Below are 19,837 nucleotides of genomic sequence, written 5' to 3' on the forward strand. Positions count from 1 at the left end.
TTTAAGCTTTCCACTTGGTTCCGTGTTGATCGCGTCAATACTCATTAACACCATTTTAAAAATTGATGTTCTTTTCATCTCAATTTCAGTTTTCATTAAGGTAACAAGAGTAAGATAAGTCTTGTAAACCCCTTCTCGTGTTAAATAGATGTGTGACTGGCCCCGTCGGATCGTCCGGCGGGGCACTTTTTTTTCTTCATTTGATCGGTTGGTGGTATGATAGTTGAATACATCATGTGCAACAAACACTAGTGATCGGAGGGAAGAATTGTGGATCCCAGCCTGCACCCGCTGTTTAAGCCCATTCAGATCAATGGGACGTATCTTAACAGTTATTATGTTGAGCAAATACCTGCTGCCGGCTTGATGGCTTATGTAGCCTGTTATTGGGAATCCGGCTCTCTTCCGTATACGCATGAGGATGTTGCTATGAAAGAAGGTCGAGATCAATCGGTGATGACTGTACCTGCCCGTGTATTACCGGATGGCTGCACGGACATGCTGATTACATACGACTCGGTCAGTTCAGTGCATTCTTATGCTTACTGTGGCAATTATACACAACCTTTCGCTATACCTGAGCCATCCGACGATGGTCCTGCTGCTGGAGAGTACACCTTTGGAGTCCGGTTCTTCCCGGGTGGAGCATATAACTTCCATGGCATGCCTTTGGAATGGTTTACGGATAAGCGAATCCCACTTCAGGAATGTTGGCCAGAGAAGCTGAACGAGCTTCAGGAGCGGATGGCCGAGACGAATCATTTTGCAGAACGGGTAACGGTCATGAATGCGTATCTGAGCCCTTTGTCTGTGCAGGCAAGTACATATGATAACGATTTGATGAAAAGCGTGCTGCACCGCATCTTTGTCGATGGGGGACGTATGAGTGTCCAGGAGCTGGCGATCCGCGAGGTTATTAGCGAACGGCAGCTTCATCGCAAATTTTCGGAATGGGTTGGAATCAGTCCAAAGCGTTTCAGTGAGGTGGTTCGTTTTCACCGTGTCCTGGCCAGCATCCATCAGGGGCAAACGGCAGATTGGGCAATGCTTGCCCAGAATTATGGATTTTATGACCAGGCGCATCTGATTCGTCATTTTCGCAAGTTTTATGGAGAAACACCGTTGACTGCAGCCAAAGAGCATGGCCGGATGTTGTCCGATTTATACAATAGATCTGCCGCACCTTCGGTTATACTGAAATTGTGAGAATAAAAGATAAGGGAGACATCATATATGAATGGAACATTGCAAATTCGGGATCATCTATTGAATGAATTGGAGACGGGAGTACGTACAGGGGCTAGTTTAATCCGAATGATCCGTCCGGAGGACTGGGCTTATCGCCCGCAGGATAATATGCGTTCACTGGTGGAGCTGGTGCATCATTTTATCCAGATCACGGCATCGGACCTTGTCATCATGCAGGAAAAAGGTGAAGCAGAGGTAGGCTTAGTGGAGAATAGTCTCTCGGGGATCGAGGATATCGATAAGCTGGAAGCAACGTTGTGGAGTAATCTGGAAGCCTACAAAGCCTATATCGTTTCTTTGAGCGAAGAGGATTTGCTGAATCGTTCAACGAAAGCTTTCTATATGGAACATGGACATGTCCAGGTAAAATGGCAGATTGAAACGGTAACACATGTGTTCCACCACCGCTCCCAGCTGTATAACTATCTCAAGCAACAGGGCCATGAGCTAAACTTTTATATGCTGTATGCCTAAGCAAATCTCGAATACCCAAATGTAGAATGTGAATTGGCTCCACCGGATGGTCCGGCGGGGCTTTTTGCGTACAGTTGTCTATGAATCTATGAAGTCTATTAGAATTGGACGTTATGACGCTGGATATTCACCGTTACTTTAATAGATTTCAAACATAGAATACCGTATCAAAGCAAAAGGAGGTGATTTCAATGGCCATCCTTTTACCACAACAATTTTACAATTTGGCTGCAAGCGTGGGCAAATCCTACTACGAGAATTTGGCTGGGGGCACCAATGCCAGCATCACGGTTAACAACTTTGGTCCGTTTGCAGTCGATTTGGTTGTTACTCGCGTGAATGCACCTGTCATCACGTATTTAATTCCTGCCGGCAACAGCCTTACACTGTCTGTGGACTTGCTGCTCGTAGCTGCCTTATTGACTAGTGCAGCTGGTGCATCTACCGGTACGATTCAAATTGCAACATCTGATTTCTAAGGATGTAATTCACTTGTTGAGCCTCTGTCGGACATGTTTCCGATAGGGGTTTTTCTTTTTTTATGGCTGTATCTGAATTAGAAGTGATATTATACTAAAGTCTTAATAAAATTAAATAGTTGTTATAAGAATGATATTCTTTTACAGCGGGAAAGGAAGAGTTGATGTTGAGAAAGATGTTTATCTACGTTTTGGGGGTAACTCTAGGATTATCTGTAATCCTGTCACCACATGTTGCTCAGGCGGCGACTGATATGACTACCCTGGAGTATGGGAATGGGGCTACATATTATGGGGAGAGCAAAAATGGAAAACCTCACGGGAACGGAACCATGACCTGGGGGAAAACCAAAAGCTACAAAGGGAGCTGGGCACAGGGGAAACGTTCAGGACATGGCGTTTATAAAGTTATAACACGCGGAGAGGACAGAATTACAAAGTCCAAGTATGATGGAAACTGGAAGAATGATAGAAAAGAAGGTAAAGGTGAACTTCAGGTTACCGAAATAACTTTGTCTGGAGAAATGCTGGAATCACGAATCCAAACGGGGACATTTGCGAGAGACCAGTGGATTGCAGGCTATGATGTACGAAATGGAGAATATGACCCGCCATATTATTTTGCTTACAAAGATTCGAAATTGAGTCTTGAAATCTTGGGGTATGCCGGAGACATTTGGAATGATTTAAAGAATGGTTATATATTCTCATTTACATATCAAAAGGGAAAAGTGTATAAAAGTGTTGGTGTTGGAGATGAGTATAATCCCAAGCAGTTTATTTCTTTTATTAAAAGTGTAGAGAAAGAGATCAAGCCTCACATCAATCAATTTGAGAAATTGGCTAAGCAATTATAAGTGTCATTAGAAGGAATGAACATGTACAGATTATAAATGATGTTTACCCTGACGGTCATTCGATTAATTTAATGTATAAGCGGCACGCAGACTTGTGTTGGCATACAGGAGGTTAGTAGATGATGAACAGAACAATCGTATTTGAAACCGAGCGACTAGAATTTTCAACATGGAACGAAGGAGGATCGCGCTTTTGCGTTTGCGCTATGGGGAGATCATGAGGTGACGAAGTGGATTAGCAGCAAGGGATTTCTGAGCGAGGATGAAGTGGAAGCCAGGTTGGCTCAGGAAATAAAGAGGCAAGACGAGGCGGGAGTGCAGTATTGGCCTCTTTTTCATAAAGATTCGGAGGTGTTTGTCGGTTGCTGCGGCTTGCGTCCATATTCTCCAGAAGAAGAGATATATGAACTGGGCTTTCATCTGACCCGGGATCATTGGGGCAAAGGCTATGCGATGGAAGCAGCACGGGCGGTAATTGATTATGCATTCGGAGAACTGAAAGTCAAAGCGCTGTTTGCCGGACATCATCCAGACAATGATGTGTCACGTCACATGCTCTCCAAGCTGGGATTCCAAATCCAATATGTACGCGATGAACGTTATGAACCGACAGGGCTAATGCACCCGTCCTATATGCTGAGAAAATAAGATAATCCCCGCCCAATGAAGGGAAGGGATTCGGGTATTAAGCCAAACTGAACAATACCGTTTTGGTTCCGATAAGTGTTGATCCACTGTTTACAAAATAATAATTGGAGGCGGCGTCCAGCGTCAAAGGCCCTGTCCAGGTTATGGTGGCGAACTGGCTACTGAATATACCAGTGGGCGGGACATCACTCAAGGCGAGCGTAACAGTTACGCTACCATTAATTGTGGAGTTGGTAATGTGGGAGTAACCCCTTACGTTAATCGTGCTATCCGAAGCACTATCCACCATCCGTTGAATATTCAACCCGTTATGCACCATCGTGTTGATCCGGCTGTGATACAGGTACGTGTTCAGATTACCCATGTGGCCGGATTGCACGATATTTCCAACCACTCTTGCATTGAGTAACTGGAATTCAATTGTAGTGAATGGGTCACCTACAGCAACGTTCTGAAAAGTGACGTCACCGCTTATAATGGCGCCGTCCGTGTAGTTGGTGTGTGTACTGACGGATGTACCATTATTGAGTGTACCAATCACCGTAACGGGACGGGCGTCAAAGGCAGGTCCTTGTACCAGATAGACGTCTTCTGCGGCCTGGCTCGTCTGGATGGTGACATTGCGTGGGATGGAAGAAGCGAAGTTAGCCAGATCGGAGTTACCCAGTTGCCATGGGCCGAGGCCGAGAATCTGTACATGTCTTGCAGGTGGAATGACAATATCTTCATCGAACGATGAATTGCCGGCGATCAGAATAATCAAACGGGCTCTCATGCCAAAAGTAACAGCGAGCGGGCTGTTCGTAGCTGCGTCAATGGCAGCCTGAAGGGAGTTGAACGGATCGAATGGTGATCCGGTGCCTGGTCCTGGGGCGCTGGAATCAGCCCAATAGATCGTCTGTCCCCATTCAAAGTCCGGAGTTCCACCTTCTGCGCCCAGCAATTCTGCGGAGACCAGTCGATGGGCAGCGACTAATTGCTCTGTTGCATTTTTGCCCCACATCGAAACTTCAGTTAAGCTCTCTGCCGGGCCACTGGTCGTAAAAATAAATTCGAAGCCATTCAGGTTGGCGAAATAGCTCTTGGTGAAAACTTGATTGGGAGCAAGCATAACGGTTTCCAGTACATACAAGGTTCGTGTTCCGTTCAGTACATATCCTTCGATCAGAATATTCGAGGCGTTGACGGGATCGTTATTATCAATTTTGACGGTAACCGATTGGGTAAGTCTTGACCCGGCTACCAGATTGTTCTCAATGGGACCAGATGAGATCGTTGCCATTGTATCCACTCCTTATTGTCGAATTTCATTGGATACCATGCGATGCGCAGTGACGATTTGTCCGGCACTGTTTTTGCCCCACACCGAAATTTCAGTCAATGCGGCTGCGTCTCCACTCGTTGTGAATACATATTCGTACCCATCCAAATTGGCATAGTAAGTTTGAGAGAAGACTTGCCCGGGATTCAGATCAACGGATTGAAGCACGTATAAGGTTCGGGTTCCGTTCAGGACATAGCCTTCAATAAGTACATTGGACGTATTTACGGAATCGGTGTTAACCATCTTGATTGTGACTTGTTGCGTAGGCCTGCTGCCACCCGAGAGGTTGTTCTCGATCGGGCCAGTGGAATAGACTGCCATTGATTCATCCCCCTTTTTTAATGATGTCTTTTCCTGAGAGAAGCTAGAATAGCATATGCTAGATAACATAAAAGGGTTTGGACAGTGAGTCGTGGTTGCAGAGGGAAAAGAAGGAACTGAATCTTCTGTCTAAAGGTGTCATATGTTTTCAGCATTTTTTTATGCCAATTTCAGCTTCTATTAAGGTAGCGGAGGTATGATAACTCTTGTAAACCCCTTCTCGTGTTAAATAGATGTGTGACTGACCCTGCCGGGCGCCGGCGGGGTATTTTTTTGCTTTATTTTAGAAAAAAAGAAAAACAAATAAAAACAAAATTAAATAAAGGGTATATAGGCTTATTTATTTGACTTATAAAGATAAACAAAGGTATAATGAATGTGAAAAAAGGAACTTAATACGTACGTGGCAAGCCATACTATGTTCAAAATAAGGAGAGAATGATCATGAACGTGACCCTTAATAGCGAAACAACACAAGTTGCTGGCTGGAATATCCCATTTGTCCGTGAGATGGCAGAGATTACACAGCATATGTGGAAAAATGGTTGGGACGAACGCAATGGCGGTAATGTCAGCTACCTGCTTGAGGAAGAGGAAGTTGCTCAATATATCGATATCAATCACGTGATACGCAGGATGAAGCCTGCATTTTCGATGCATGAGCTGGCAGGCAAGTATTTTATCGTGACCGCTTCGGGCAAATATTTCAAAAATGTACTCGCTGATCCAGAGAGCAATCTGGGATTGCTGCGTGTTTCGAAGGATGGACAGGAGCTGGAAGTGTTATGGGGTTTCAAATCGGGGGCGAATCCGACCAGTGAATTACCTACGCATTTTATGAGCCATATCGAACGACTGAAAATGGACCCGAACCACCGCGTTGTCATGCACAATCATGCGACACATGTGCTGGCGATGACGTTCATCCACGAGCTGGATGAGGCAAAGTTCACAAAAACCCTATGGCAGATGTGCACGGAGTGTGTGGTTGTATTTCCGGACGGGGTTGGTATTATTCCGTGGATGGTGCCAGGGTCGAATGAGATCGGTCGTGAAACGGCTGAAAAGATGAAAGAATACCATGCCGTCATCTGGCCGCAGCACGGAATTTTCGGAACAGGGACTACGATTGATGAAGCCTTTGGACTGATTGAGACCATTGAGAAAGCAGCTCAAGTGTACATGCTGGTTGCAGGTCATGAGATTAGACAGAGAATTACCGATGAGCAGCTGACAACATTGGCTCAAGTGTTCGGGGTTACTCCGCGTCCTGGCATACTGGGCATGAAGGTGTAACGAATTAATCTGGAGCTAACAACAATTAAAAAAGCTTGTTCTGCTGCGCAGTGATTCTGTGTGAAATTAGTGATTCAATGTATACAGGAAGTGGTCTTTGGTTCAATGAACCGAAGGCCATTTCCTGTTTTCTGGCTATCAAACGTCGTTTTGGTTCAAAATAGTTCAAAATACTGAACAAGAATGGCTTTGTTATCGATTATTGAATCGTAGAATGCATTATCACACGCTGGCGAAATTCGGGTGAAATGACGTATTGTCATTGGCCCCGTGATTTTGCATAATAACAATGCTTCACAGATGATGGATGGAAGGAAGTTATGATCATGCTTGGCAAAATGAAGAGAATCTTAATAGGCAAGCCTATGAAATCGGCGCAACTGGATGCAGAAAAATTGGGAAAATGGAAGGCGCTCGCCATCCTGTCCTCTGATGCCCTATCGTCCGTTGCCTACGGTACGGAACAGATTTTACTGGTGCTCGTTGCGGCCGGATTCGCCGCCTTATGGTACTCTGTTCCCATCTCCATCGCCGTGCTGGGATTACTCGTCATATTAATTTTTTCCTACCGTCAGACGATATTTGCTTATCCAACCGGAGGCGGCGCGTATATCGTAGCCAAGGATAACCTGGGCACAACATCGAGCCTGATTGCTGGAGGGTCTTTGTTGGTCGATTATATTCTGACCGTTGCCGTGAGTTCGTCTGCAGGGACGGATGCGATTACGTCGGCATTTCCGATGCTCCATGATTACAGAATAGTCATTGCACTCATTATGATTGTATTTCTGACAATAATGAATTTGCGGGGAGTGACGGAATCAGCTTCCGTGCTGGCGATCCCCATATATCTGTTTATCTTTTCGATTGCGATTCTGATTATATCCGGGGGAATCAAATTTCTGGCGGGAGGCATGGAAGCTGCTGCACCGGAATTCGGAACGAGTCTTTCACATGTGAGTATGTTTCTGCTGCTGAAGGCATTCAGTTCAGGCTGTTCGGCTCTGACCGGGGTTGAGGCGGTTAGTAATGCCATTCCGAACTTTAAGCAGCCAGCCGAGAAAAATGCAGCCGGAACCTTGATGCTCATGGGTTGTATTCTGGGTGCCATGTTCATCGGCATCACCTTGCTGGCTTATGGGTACGGAGTGAAGCCTGATCCCAAAGCAACGGTCATTTCCCAGATTGCTGAAGCCACGTTTGGCAGGGGCACGATGTATTTTATTATCCAGGGTGTAACGGCACTGATCCTGTTTCTGGCAGCCAATACAGCATATTCAGCTTTCCCGCTGTTATCCTTCATGATGGCGAAGGACAAATACATGCCGCATGCATTTATGGTCAGAGGAGACCGTCTGGGCTTCTCGAACGGTATTATTTTTCTCAGTGTCATGTCCGCACTGCTGGTGGTCGGGTTCAAAGGAAATACGGAAAGCCTGATTCCGCTCTATGCGGTAGGTGTGTTCATTCCCTTCACTCTGTCTCAGCTGGGCATGATGATTCGCTGGATCAAAGTCAAACCATCCGGTTGGGGTGTGAAGTTGCTCGTTAATACGATTGGTATGGTCACTACTCTGTCGATTACACTGATTTTTATATTCACCAAGTTCACGCAAACGTGGGTCATCTTTATTTTCCTGCCATTTGTCGTCTATATCTTCATGCGTATTCACCGTCATTACTGTAACATTGCGGATGAATTACGGATTGACATCAATCTGGAGAAACCGGCGAGAAAGGGCAATACCATCATCATTCCGGTGGCTGGCATTACTCGGGTCGTGATGAATACAATTAGTTACGCGCAGACGATGTCAGACCATGTGGTCGCCTTGTATATTGGTTTTGATGATGAGGCGATCCGCAAGATGGAGCAGAAATGGGAAGAATGGAATCCTGGTGTTCGCCTGGTTGTGATTAAATCAAGATACCGGAGCATTATGGGGCCACTCAAGAAATTCATTGATACCGTAGAGTGGAAGACGGCCGAGACGGACCATATTACCATTCTGATTCCGCAATTCATTACCAAGCATTGGTGGCAAAATGCACTGCACAACCAGACCAGCTTCATGATCCGCGCCTACCTGATCAATTACAAAGACGTGATTGTCACGACTGTTCCCTATCATCTCAATCGTTAAAAGGCTTCAGTTACACTGGCTCGAAACCGGTTTCTAACATGCTTAATTGCAAAGCTGACCCCAGGCATGATTGTAGACAGGCTCAACCGAACATTTGCGTAAACGTTTAATATCCAGTTTTTTGTTAAATTTATAGAGTTTACATCTACTCGTTGTTCATCGTCCCTTTACACACCAAAGCCGCAAGAACATTCCCAAATGCAGGGAGTTCTTGCGGTTTTTTGCTGTTCACTGACCCCGGTTTGAATTCTCTTTAACCTCTCTGGTTTGGTAAAGTCACTTGTCCACGATTAACGCTGCGTTGATTCAGAACGAATTCTGCTGTGACAGTTGGCTTTTACACTAGATAACGTGGTGGTGAAGTTCATAAGGAAGTTCCCACACCGAATGCGTAGATCAAGGGGGAAGAAAATCCGATGAGTGAGCTTGATAACCGGATCAGCTTGCCCGCCGCCAAACGGCGCGTATCCGGTACGAGTGAGCGCCGGACAGCTTCGCTGCGTGTGCAGCGAATGCGGGAGAATATGCTGGCCTATGGTTTCCTGGCACCATCGCTGCTTTTGTTTGCAGTGTTTCTGTTTTACCCGATGTTTAAGTCCGTGTATCTCAGTCTGCATTCCACAGATCCGACGGGACAGATTGCAGCTTATGTTGGACTGGACAACTTCAAGGCGGTGTTCCAGTCAGGACTATTTATGCAGGGCATGAAAGTAACCTTGTTGTTTGTTCTGTTTACCGTGCCAACCGGCATGCTGGCTGCTCTGATTCTAGCTGCACTGACCCACAATCGTTTCAAGGGAATGCGTGTGTTCCAGTTTGTATTCTCCCTGCCTGTGGTATTATCTGTCGGTTCATCAGCGGTCATCTGGAAGTTTCTGTTCCATCCGACCCTGGGTATGCTGAATTATTTATTAGGAAAAGTCGGGATCGATCCGATTCCCTGGCTGACGAGCCCGGATTGGGCATTAATTTCGATCTCCATCATGACGATTTGGATGAATCTCGGATTTAATTACATTATTCTATCCAGCGGATTGCAGGGCATACCGGATGAGATTTATGAAAGTGCCAAGATCGACGGCGCGGGTCCCTTGCTTACTTTTCGCAAAATATCAATGCCGCTGTTGTCGCCAACCCTGTTCTTTGTCACAGTAGTCTCGATCATTGGTGCTTTTCAATCGTTCGGTCAGATCAACATTCTAACCCGAGGTGGCCCGATGGACAGTACGAACGTATTCGTCTATTCGATCTACCAGGAAGCGTTCGTTAATTTCCGTTTTGGAACGGGCAGTGCGCAGGCATTGATCCTGTTCGCGGTGATTATGCTGCTGACGCTGATCCAGTTCAAATGGGTAGAGAGGAAAGTGCATTACCAATGAGTGCGACATGGACCAAAACCCTGTTGTATATGTTGCTAACGATCTGTGCAGCGCTTGTGTTGTATCCGGTGATGTACACCTTTTTCATGGCCGTGATGACTCCAGAGGATGCGAGCGCCTATCCGCCGCATATCATTCCGCGTTCGATTGACATGTCCAACTTTAGCGAAGTATTCAATATTGTTCCGATCGGTCGATTTATCGGCAATACCTTTCTTGTCGCAGGACTGACAACGCTTGGACAATTAATTACAGCGAGTATGGCTGCCTATGCTTTTGCCAAAATGCAGTTCAGAGGCAAAAACGTCATCTTCAGCATGTTTGTAGCTACGATGATGATTCCGTGGGAAGTCACGATGATTCCCAACTATCTGACAGTACGCAGTTGGGGCTGGCTGGATAGCTACAAGGGACTCACGGTGCCGTTTCTGGCCACAGCGTTTGGTACATTCCTGTTAAGACAGTTCTTCATGCAGCTGCCGAAGGAGTTGTTCGAGGCGGCGAAGATCGACGGCTGCGGTCATATCCGTTATTTCATATCGCATGTCTTGCCTTTGTCCCGTCCGGCACTTGGAACACTGGCAATCTATTCATTCTTAAGCATGTATAATTCGTATCTCTGGCCGTTGCTGGTGACGAACACACCAGAGATGAGAACTGCACAGATCGGGATCTCGATGCTGGAGTTTCAGGAATCCACGGCGTGGAATCTGGTGTTTGCCGGAACAGCAATGGTTATTCTGCCATCCTTACTGCTACTGATTTTCGGGTTGAAACAGCTTGTCCGCGGAATGGCCGCAGGCGCGCTGAAGGGGTAAGTAGAGTAAGTATTAATACTATTTAATTGAAATGGAAGTTCTGAAGGTTTTGATCTAAAGATTTTGATTTAGAGGTTTTGAATTAAACCTTGTATCTTCGTACAAGGTCTACGGTTTTAGATACCAGGAGCGAATAAAATGAGGCTCGTGCTTCAAATAAGATGTTGAAATGAACGACGGTAGTAGTGGAGGGGACGAAATCGATTCTGAAGAAGCGAAGCGTTCGCCTTTATCCCGGGATTTTCCCCTTTGAAGGGGAATAGAAAAAAATCCAGGGATAACAGCGATCGAAAGAACGATTCGTAACTGTAACGGCTACTCCGTGTCATCTCCAAGATTTTATGTTGAAGCGAGCCATATAAAAGGAGAGCGATTATGATCGGATTTCGTTTGAAAAAAAGAGGAACATTTGCATTAATGCTGGCTGCCCTGATGTTGGTCATTTCCGCTTGCGGTACCAAAGCAGAAACAAGTAGCCCGGCAAGTGGAACTCCTGCAGAAGCGGCCGCAGCTGAACCAACACAATTGACCTGGTGGCATTCCATGTCCGGTGCAGGGGAGAAAGCCATTAATCAGCTCGCTTCCGATTTCAATTCCAGTCACCCGGACATTCAGGTGAAGGCGATCTACCAAGGGAAATACGATGAAAGTCTGAACAAACTCAAAGCATCCATGGGCTCAGATAGTGGTCCGGACATTATCCAGGTGTATGAGATCGGCAGCAAGTTCATGATCGATTCGGGCATGATTACGCCTGTCCAGCAGTTCATCGACAAAGATAAGTTCGACTTGTCCCAATTGGAGCCAAACATCACCCGCTATTACACGATTGATGGCAAATTGAACGCCATGCCGTTTAACACATCGAACCCGATTCTGTACTATAACAAGGATATGTTCAAAGCTGCAGGTTTGGACCCGGAGAACCCGCCGAAGACGTATGAAGAGTTTGAGCAAGCAGCCAAAGCATTGGCGAAAGACGGTAAACCGGGCGCATCCATGGCGATCTACGGCTGGTTTATGGAACAGTTCTTTGCGAACCAGAATGCAGATTATGTAAACAATGGTAACGGACGAGATGGCGCAGCCACTGAATCCCTGCTGAACTCTGAAGCAGGTGTGAAGACGTTGACGTGGTGGAAAAAGATGATGGACGAAAAAACCGTCTCTAATCTGGGACGTAGCACAGATGATACAACAGCAGCGTTTACCGCACAGCAAATCGGCATGACCCTCGATTCCACGGCTGGCCTGCGCAAAATCGTAGAAGGTTCAGGCGGAAAGTTTGAACTGGGAACAGGCTTCCTGCCTCGTCCAGCTGATGCCAAAGAAGGTGGCGTCGTGGTTGGTGGAGCGAGCTTGTACATCATGAACAACAAATCGGAAGCACAACAGCAAGCGGCTTGGGAATTCATCAAGTACCTGGCTACACCTGAGGTACAAGCCAACTGGAGCGTTGCGACAGGATACTTCCCTATTACGACAGCAGCCTACGATCAGCAAGTATTAAAGGATAATATGACGAAGTACCCGCAATTCCAGACAGCAGTTGACCAATTGCACGCTTCCGCTAATTCGACAGCAACATCCGGGGCCGTTATGGGTGTTTTCCCTGAAGCTCGACAACTTGTCGAAACAGCGATTGAGACCGTTCTAAATGGACAAGGTACGCCACAGGAAGCATTGGATGCAGCAGCGAAACAAATTACGGATAAGATTGCTCAGTATAACAGTACGGTGAAGAAGTAAGATCATTATTCTCAAGGATTGGATGCAGCGATCAAGCTGCATCCAATTTTTTGTGTTAATAAGAGGAATAATCTAACAATATGTATTGATCATTCCGAAAATAGAATAGGGGGTTTAAAGTAGGTATTTCAATACATATGAACGAAAAGATGTAGTGTTATTGGGCAGGTCTGCCCGGAGTTAAATTGACTACCGATTAAATTAGCCTATTAAGATTAAAAAGGAGAATAAGAGAATGAAAAGAGTATCCGTTCTAATCATGGTCTTTATGTTGTTATTTGTTTCAAGTGTTTATGCGGAGGATCGCAAAATTAAAGATATTCAGCTTATGCCTAGTAAAGTCGAAGCAATAGTTGGTGATAAAATCGATTTTGATGTAGCTTTAATTTATGATGAGAAGAATATGATGACCAGTGTAGATTATCCTTTTTTAGGTAATCATATCGGACTCTCAAAAACAGATTTTACGATAAGCAATCCACATTTACTCAATCTCTTGGGAAATGGGATGTTAAAAGTTACTGGCGTGGGTTCTTCAAAAATTACCGTTAAGGTCGAAAATATCGAGAAATCGGTTATCATATCAGGCAGCTTGGACGAGGCCATTGATGGGGGATATATCAAAAATGGTGTGACTCTTGTTCCGATGACAGAGGTATTCAAGGCGCTGGGGGGAAGTGTTACATACATAGCTCAACAGGGCAACTATGAGATTAAAGTTGGTTCTACCAAACTAACCCTCCCCAAAACCGGAACAAAGGCAGCTTTAAATGGAGAGCCATTAACGCTCAAGTCACCACTGCTTATACAAAATGGCGTAACCTTGTTCCCTGCCTCTGTTCTCTCAGATGCTCTGGATGGAGCATTGGCGTATAACGCCAAAACGAAGCAGATGCAAATATCCATGGGTAAAGGAACAATGGCTGTTAATATCGAACAACCTGCCAAACCAAACAATGTAACAGCCGCAACTACCCCAACGAAAGGAAAACTTTATGCTGTGCCAGCTTCGGGGGATATGAAAGGATGGAGCATTCTCAAGGGTCATCCTTACGAGAAAAGTATCCGTGTTTACTTCCAAGTGGATGGATCGATTGTAAAAATATATACGACGGATATAAGTAAGGTAGATCTTAATAAAAAAGTAACGTGGACCGATCTGAATGGTAAAAAACACACGAATACTGTAAAACAGTTATATGTTGTTTTTGGGAGATTGAGTAATGAATATACGAGTGAGATACTATATAAAATGTTTGGAAAAACGTATTCAGACTGGATTGGCTCAGCCTCATTGAATGCGGATCGATACGTTGACGAGTACGTGAAGCAAAAAGGATTAATCAAATAATCTGGAAGTGATATTCCACAAGGAAGTCTCTGAAACTGGAGATGGACTTGTGGTTTTTTTACATTCCATTGATTAGGATCGACTCTGTTTTTAATACTTTAACTTTAAAATGGAGTAATATGGTGATCCGATTTGATTATCGTATCGTTTTGTCGTGTGAAAATATATGGCTTAAGTCCTAATTCTTATTGAATATAAGGCGGAAGTGATTGTATTAAAATGTCGGAAATTTAATGGAGATGAGTATTTTATGTAAGCTAACATGACACGAATAGTATAAAATGCATATAAATATGAATTAAAAAGATCGAAAAGACATAATTATGCACTGGAATTGGTCCTGTTTACAGTTGAATCCTAGGAAATAGTTCTATTTTGTAAAGTGTATGTACTATTTTCTTTCATTTCGTAAAAATATTGTTTACATGAACTTGTGGCTCCGTTATCTTATACTTGAACTAATGTACAAGCTGTATGAACAAATGATTTCCAACTTATCTTAATGGGGGTAAACGAATGTACAATATGCAAGTAAAGCGTTGGACACAATGGTTGCTGGTTATCGTTCTTGTCTTTACAGGTGCGGCACCACTAGGGGGTGTAAGTGGTACGGCTTTTGCGGCAGAGGAAGATGTAGTTGCAGAACAGCCGATAACAGGTAATCAGGAAGCGTCAATACCAGGTTCAGAGAACCCGTCAGATATAGAAGAACCTGAACAACAAGTTAGCGAGGATGCTGAGACAGAAACAGTTGAAAGTGAGCAACCGGAGCAAGCTGCTAATCTGGGAGGACAAGCTGTCCCAACAGATGTGGTATCTATTGGAGAAGCGCGTGCTCAACCAGTGGATACCAATGTTGCTGTGACGGGAACCGTTACGTACGGTGAGATTAGCGGTGCGTTCTACAATTACTATGTTCAGGACGCAAGCGCGGGGATCGTGGTTCGCGCCGTGGACAAACTTGAAGTAGGGGACAGGATTGAGGTATACGGCCCGATTACCCACTACAACGGTCTAGTTCAGATTGAGAAGGACAAAACCGGATTTACAGACGGATATCTCCATGTTGAGGAGCATGATGTAGCAATCCCGGATCCAATCGTTATGCATTCAACCGATTTTGTCCGTCCTGAGGATAAAAGCAGCAAGGGACCCGGTGAAAAATATGAGGGCATGTATGTCGAAGTGGGGCAGATTACAGTGACACGTGTCCATTCGACGAGCACTTCTACCTTTTATGCGACAGATGCTCAGGGAAAAGAAATTACGATTTATGCCAAGAACGCTCCCACAGCGTTAAATGTCGGCAAAACATATGAATATGTGCAAGGTGTGCTCACATTCAGCAGTACTTACGGATTACAGATTATACCTAGAAATGCGTCGGATATTGTTGAAACCGGCCTGTCTGTTATGGCTAGTGTTCCTTCGGGTGGTGTTCCCCAAGACGCTCCCGTTACGCTAACCTCTCCAATGAAAGAAGCAATTATCTATTATACGACAAATGGAACACAACCGACTTCTTCTTCCTCTGTATACAGTGAACCTATTGTGGTGAATCAGGATATGACTATTCAGGCGATTGCCACCGTGAATGGACAAACAAGCGCAGTGTACAGCTTTATGTATACAGTTCAACCGCAAGCTGTGGGTCTGCGTATTCATCATATTCAGGGGACGCGCCATACCTCTCTTTATAACGGATATGATGTCCAAAATATTGAAGGTATTGTCACTTTAGTGAGTGGAAGCAGCTTTTACATGCAAGAGCTTCCCAACTATGAAGACAAGGATGAACGTACATCGGAAGGCATTCAAGTCTATAAATCAAATCATGGCGTTGCCGTAGGAAGCAGAGTGAAGGTATCAGGCAAAGTGACCGAGTATGGAGCGGCCAATGAGTTGACCTCTACACAAATCACAGCAACTACCATTGTGAAGGAGGAAGACAATGTTACCCTTCCGGCACCTGTGAAATTAGGAACAGGAGGACGCATTATTCCAACAGCCATTGACTCCGATTCATTTGGAGCGTTCAACCCTGATGTAGATGCCATAGACTTTTACGAAAGTCTGGAAGGTATGCGGGTTGAACTGGTGAAGCCAGAAATTATAGGTCCATACTCCAGTCAACCGGGACTCGCCGTGGTTGTGGACAACGGCAATAACAATCCACTTCGAACTCCTGCGGGTGGTGTTATTCTGACAGATGATGGACAAGGTGAATTTGAGAGTGCCCTCAACCCGCAACGCCTTTTCATTAGTAAAAGGCCGGCTAAAGTTGTGAAAACAGGCGATAAACTGGATGGGAATGTAACGGGAGTGATGACGTACTCTAGCGGTAACTTTAAGGTTAGTCCAGATTCGTTGCCAGCGGTGATTTCAGGAGATCTTAAGCAAGCAGTGACGGCCATTGAAAAGGCTGAAGATAAACTGACAATAGCCACTTTCAATGTGGAGAATTTCAGTAAAAAAGATGCAGCACGTGCCAGTAAAATCGGGAGGATCGTCGTGAATAATCTGGAAAGTCCAGATATCATTGGTATCATGGAAGTTCAGGATAATGATGGGGATACCGACAGCGGCACAACAGAAGCCAACGAAAGCTTCCAAACACTGATTGATGCGATTAAAGCGAATCAAGGGCCAAGTTATCAATATACTGAGATTTCCCCTGAAAATAACAAGGACGGCGGAGCACCAGGTGCCAACATTCGGGTAGGTTTCCTGTATCAGCCTGATCGTGTATCGTTGTCTAGTGGAGTTGGCAAAGGAGACGCGGCGACAGCCATAGCTGTTAAACCAGACGGAAGTCTTTCCGTGAATCCAGGACGCATTGCACCAGGCGACGAGGCATTTGCCAGTTCTCGTAAACCGGTTGCGGCTGAATTCGAATTCAACGGGGAACGTGTCGTTGTTATTGCGAACCATTTTAATTCCAAAGGTGGAGATCTGAAGCCTTTTGGAAGCATACAGCCAGCGACCCGAAGCAGTGAAATACAGCGTGCCAAACAGGCGGCGTTGGTAAACAGTTTTGTGAAAGAGTTGCTGAATAAAGATCCTGATGTCAATGTAGCGGTATTGGGTGACTTTAATGACTTCCAGTTCTCAAAAACATTGGACATCGTGGCAGGACAAGAGCTGACGAATCTGGTAGACCAGTTGCCAGAGGAGAAAAGATATTCCTACATCTATGATGGGAATTCACAGACACTGGATCACATTTTGGTTAGTAAAAATGTAGCAGACTCGGTAGCCATTGAAGTGGTGCATGTGAATGCTGACTTTGAAACTGCAGACGGACGGGTCAGTGACCATGATCCACTACTGGCACAATTAAGTATCGGAGACATTGTGGAGGATGGTGGCTTCAACCTGCGTGTTCTACACACGAATGATACACACGCACATTTGGATAACATTCCGCGCCGAGTAACGGCAATTAAAGAAGCACGGAATGATAATACCCTCGTGCTTGATGCAGGGGACGTATTCTCTGGCACCTTATACTTCAATCTCTTTAATGGTATGGCTGATCTGGAGTTCATGAATATGATCGGATACGATGCCATGACCTTCGGAAACCATGAGTTCGATAAAGGGCCAAGCGTGCTCAAGGCATTTATTAAAAAGGCAGAATTCCCATTCGTGAGTGCCAACATTGACTATTCAAAGGACGCGAATTTGAGTGGCCTGTACAATGATAGCATTGGCCAGCCGGGTGAGAAAGCCGAGATTTATCCGGCAATCATTACTGAAGTAAACGGCGAGAAGGTCGGAATCTTTGGCTTGACGACACCGGATACCGTATCCCTTTCCTCGCCAGGAGATGACCTGAAGTTTGAGGATTACAAGGCGAGTGCTCAAGCAACAGTACAGATGCTGCAAAATGAAGGTATCAACAAAATCATCGCATTAACCCACTTGGGTTACTCGGAAGACCTGAAACTCGCAGAAGCAGTAGAAGGTATCGACATTGTGGTCGGAGGCCATTCACACACGATACTGAACAAACCGGTTGTGGTGGATACCCATGCGGACCCAACATTAGTTGTGCAAACAGGTGAGTATGATGTTTCTCTGGGTCAACTGGACGTTACATTTGATGATGCAGGTGTATTGAAAAAGTGGAACGGCAAATTGCTGAGCTTGGATGCAAAAGATTCTAACGGCAAATATGTTTATGCAGATGATCCAGCAGCGAAAGCGAAGCTTGCCGAATATGCTCCTCAGTTGGCCGATTTTAAGAAGAAAGTCATAGGTAAAACGAATGTTTTCCTGGATGGAGAACGTGGCAATGTGCGGAAAATGGAAACCAATCTGGGTAATCTGATGACGGACGGCATGCTGGAGAAAGTAAAATCCATTGTGAAGGAAAACGATGTCAAAGGATACGTTGGAATTCAAAATGGTGGAGGCATTCGGGCATCTTTCAAGCAGGGAGATATTACCCTGGGCGACCTGCTGACCGTGATGCCATTTGGTAACAACCTGTCTGCGTTGAAGATGACCGGCAAGGAAATTACAGCCGCGCTGGAAAATGGCGTGAGCGGTGTGGAAACGGGGGAAGGACGCTTCCCGCAAGTTTCAGGCATGCGCTTCTACTACGATTCTACGAAGCCAGGCGAGAAGATTGATTCCACGACCAACACCGTGACCCAAGTCGGTCAACGCGTGGTCAAAGTACAGATCAAGAATGCTAATGGCACGTACACGGATATTGATCCAAATGGATACTATATCGTAGCGACCAACTCGTTTATGGCTAATGGCGGGGATTTCTACCGGGCCATGAGAGCGGTAAAGGACGATAACCGATTCTATGAGCTGAATCTGGTCGATTATGAAATTTTCCATGAACATCTGGACCGTGTAGGGACAGTGAACCAAGAGACGGAAGGACGCAGTACCAATCTGAAAGGATCTCCAATTCCGGGTGATGGAAATGGAAGCAATCCTGGTAATGGCGGTGGAGACAATGGAAGTCATCCGGGCAGTGGTAATAGTGGTGGAGGTACAACGACACCAACCACACCTGTAACACCAACAAATCCAACCACTCCATCCGTCCCTGGAAATGGGAACGGCGGCGTTACGACACCAACGAATCCTGGCGTTGTCTTAAGAGATATCGGCAATCACTGGGCAGCTGTTGCCATCGAACAGGCCATTTCCCGGGGAATTGTGAATGGATACCAGGACGGTAATTTCCGTCCGAATGCACCGGCAACGCGTGCCGAGTTCATTGTTATGCTGGCAAGAGCATTCGAACTACCTGCCAGCAACAAGGCACTAACCTTCAAGGATGCTGCTGGAATCCCTGCATGGGCACAATCGTTTATAGCTCAAGCTGTAGAACAAGGCATTATCAGTGGTTATACGGATGAAACATTCCGTGCATCCGGCAAAGTATCACGTGTAGAGATGACTGTTATGCTTGTAAGAGCACTTGGACTTCCAGTGGAGTCCAACCCTGTATTGAATTTCGAAGATGCAAATAAAGTCCCTGCATGGGCAATCCCTTATATTGCAGCTGCCTATGAAGCGGGACTGGTGAAGGGTACAGGCAATAATATGTTTAATCCGCTGGCTGAAGCTACTCGTGCTGAAGTAGTGACGATGCTGATTTCAGCAAGTGAGTTACAGTTGCAACCGTAATGATCAGGGCATCTTCCACCGGAGCAGGCTAAAATCAATCTTAATCTGAAAGGCTACGCCGAAACTCAAACAAAAAAGGCTTGCAGACCCC

At 45.5% G+C, this 19,837-nt stretch carries 14 protein-coding genes; 12 read left to right on the forward strand and 2 right to left on the reverse strand.

Features of this window, described 5'->3' with window-relative positions; genetic code table 11:
• The first annotated feature begins 270 nt into the window (after positions 1–270).
• The 5 genes from ACR32F_RS06590 (at position 271) to ACR32F_RS06610 (ending at position 3,706) form a co-directional block, all read left to right on the forward strand.
• Positions 271–1,206 carry a helix-turn-helix domain-containing protein gene (locus ACR32F_RS06590; RefSeq protein WP_440117301.1) on the forward strand — a complete coding sequence of 312 codons (936 nt, stop codon included), beginning with the start codon at positions 271–273 and terminating at the stop codon, positions 1,204–1,206.
• A gap of 27 nt (positions 1,207–1,233) precedes the next feature.
• A complete protein-coding gene (locus ACR32F_RS06595; protein WP_440117303.1) occupies positions 1,234–1,722 on the forward strand; it encodes a DinB family protein in 489 nt (162 codons plus the stop codon).
• Positions 1,723–1,913: 191 nt separating this feature from the next.
• The gene (locus tag ACR32F_RS06600) at positions 1,914–2,201 is read left to right on the forward strand and encodes a hypothetical protein (RefSeq protein ID WP_426253288.1); all 288 of its coding nucleotides are present in this window, start codon (positions 1,914–1,916) and stop codon (positions 2,199–2,201) included.
• Between the two features lie 254 nt (positions 2,202–2,455).
• On the forward strand, positions 2,456–3,058 hold the full coding sequence (locus ACR32F_RS06605; protein ID WP_440119715.1) for a hypothetical protein: 603 nt from the start codon (positions 2,456–2,458) through the stop codon (positions 3,056–3,058).
• Positions 3,059–3,280: 222 nt separating this feature from the next.
• Positions 3,281–3,706, forward strand: a complete 426-nt coding sequence (locus tag ACR32F_RS06610; RefSeq protein WP_440117305.1) for a GNAT family N-acetyltransferase — start codon at positions 3,281–3,283, stop codon at positions 3,704–3,706.
• 37 nt (positions 3,707–3,743) lie between these two features.
• On the opposite strand, the gene ACR32F_RS06615 is transcribed toward ACR32F_RS06610, so the two are convergent.
• Together ACR32F_RS06615 and ACR32F_RS06620 are read right to left on the reverse strand one after the other, a co-directional pair.
• Positions 3,744–4,988, reverse strand: a complete 1,245-nt coding sequence (locus ACR32F_RS06615) for a hypothetical protein (protein ID WP_440117307.1) — start codon at positions 4,986–4,988, stop codon at positions 3,744–3,746.
• 12 nt (positions 4,989–5,000) lie between these two features.
• A complete protein-coding gene (locus ACR32F_RS06620) occupies positions 5,001–5,351 on the reverse strand; it encodes a hypothetical protein (protein ID WP_440117309.1) in 351 nt (116 codons plus the stop codon).
• 444 nt (positions 5,352–5,795) lie between these two features.
• Here ACR32F_RS06620 and rhaD point away from each other — a divergent pair, with 444 nt between their 5' ends.
• The 7 genes from rhaD to ACR32F_RS06655 all read left to right on the forward strand — a co-directional run bounded on the left by rhaD (position 5,796) and on the right by ACR32F_RS06655 (position 19,746).
• The gene (gene rhaD / locus ACR32F_RS06625) at positions 5,796–6,647 is read left to right on the forward strand and encodes a rhamnulose-1-phosphate aldolase (protein WP_440117311.1); all 852 of its coding nucleotides are present in this window, start codon (positions 5,796–5,798) and stop codon (positions 6,645–6,647) included.
• A 326-nt stretch (positions 6,648–6,973) separates the two neighbouring features.
• Positions 6,974–8,791 carry an APC family permease gene (locus ACR32F_RS06630; RefSeq protein ID WP_440117313.1) on the forward strand — a complete coding sequence of 606 codons (1,818 nt, stop codon included), beginning with the start codon at positions 6,974–6,976 and terminating at the stop codon, positions 8,789–8,791.
• Positions 8,792–9,207: 416 nt separating this feature from the next.
• The gene (locus tag ACR32F_RS06635) at positions 9,208–10,170 is read left to right on the forward strand and encodes a carbohydrate ABC transporter permease (RefSeq protein WP_440117315.1); all 963 of its coding nucleotides are present in this window, start codon (positions 9,208–9,210) and stop codon (positions 10,168–10,170) included.
• Positions 10,167–10,988 (forward strand): carbohydrate ABC transporter permease, encoded by an 822-nt coding sequence (locus ACR32F_RS06640; RefSeq protein WP_440117317.1) that lies wholly within the window; start codon positions 10,167–10,169, stop codon positions 10,986–10,988. Before ACR32F_RS06635 ends, ACR32F_RS06640 begins: the two co-directional genes overlap by 4 nt.
• Positions 10,989–11,363: 375 nt before the next feature.
• On the forward strand, positions 11,364–12,737 hold the full coding sequence (locus ACR32F_RS06645; protein ID WP_440117319.1) for an ABC transporter substrate-binding protein: 1,374 nt from the start codon (positions 11,364–11,366) through the stop codon (positions 12,735–12,737).
• A gap of 235 nt (positions 12,738–12,972) precedes the next feature.
• On the forward strand, positions 12,973–14,088 hold the full coding sequence (locus ACR32F_RS06650; protein WP_440117320.1) for a copper amine oxidase N-terminal domain-containing protein: 1,116 nt from the start codon (positions 12,973–12,975) through the stop codon (positions 14,086–14,088).
• Between the two features lie 516 nt (positions 14,089–14,604).
• Complete coding sequence (locus ACR32F_RS06655) at positions 14,605–19,746, forward strand: S-layer homology domain-containing protein (RefSeq protein WP_440117321.1); 5,142 nt, start codon at positions 14,605–14,607, stop codon at positions 19,744–19,746.
• The last annotated feature ends 91 nt before the right edge of the window (positions 19,747–19,837 follow it).

Source organism: Paenibacillus hebaui (assembly GCF_051934385.1).
Taxonomy (GTDB): domain Bacteria; phylum Bacillota; class Bacilli; order Paenibacillales; family Paenibacillaceae; genus Paenibacillus.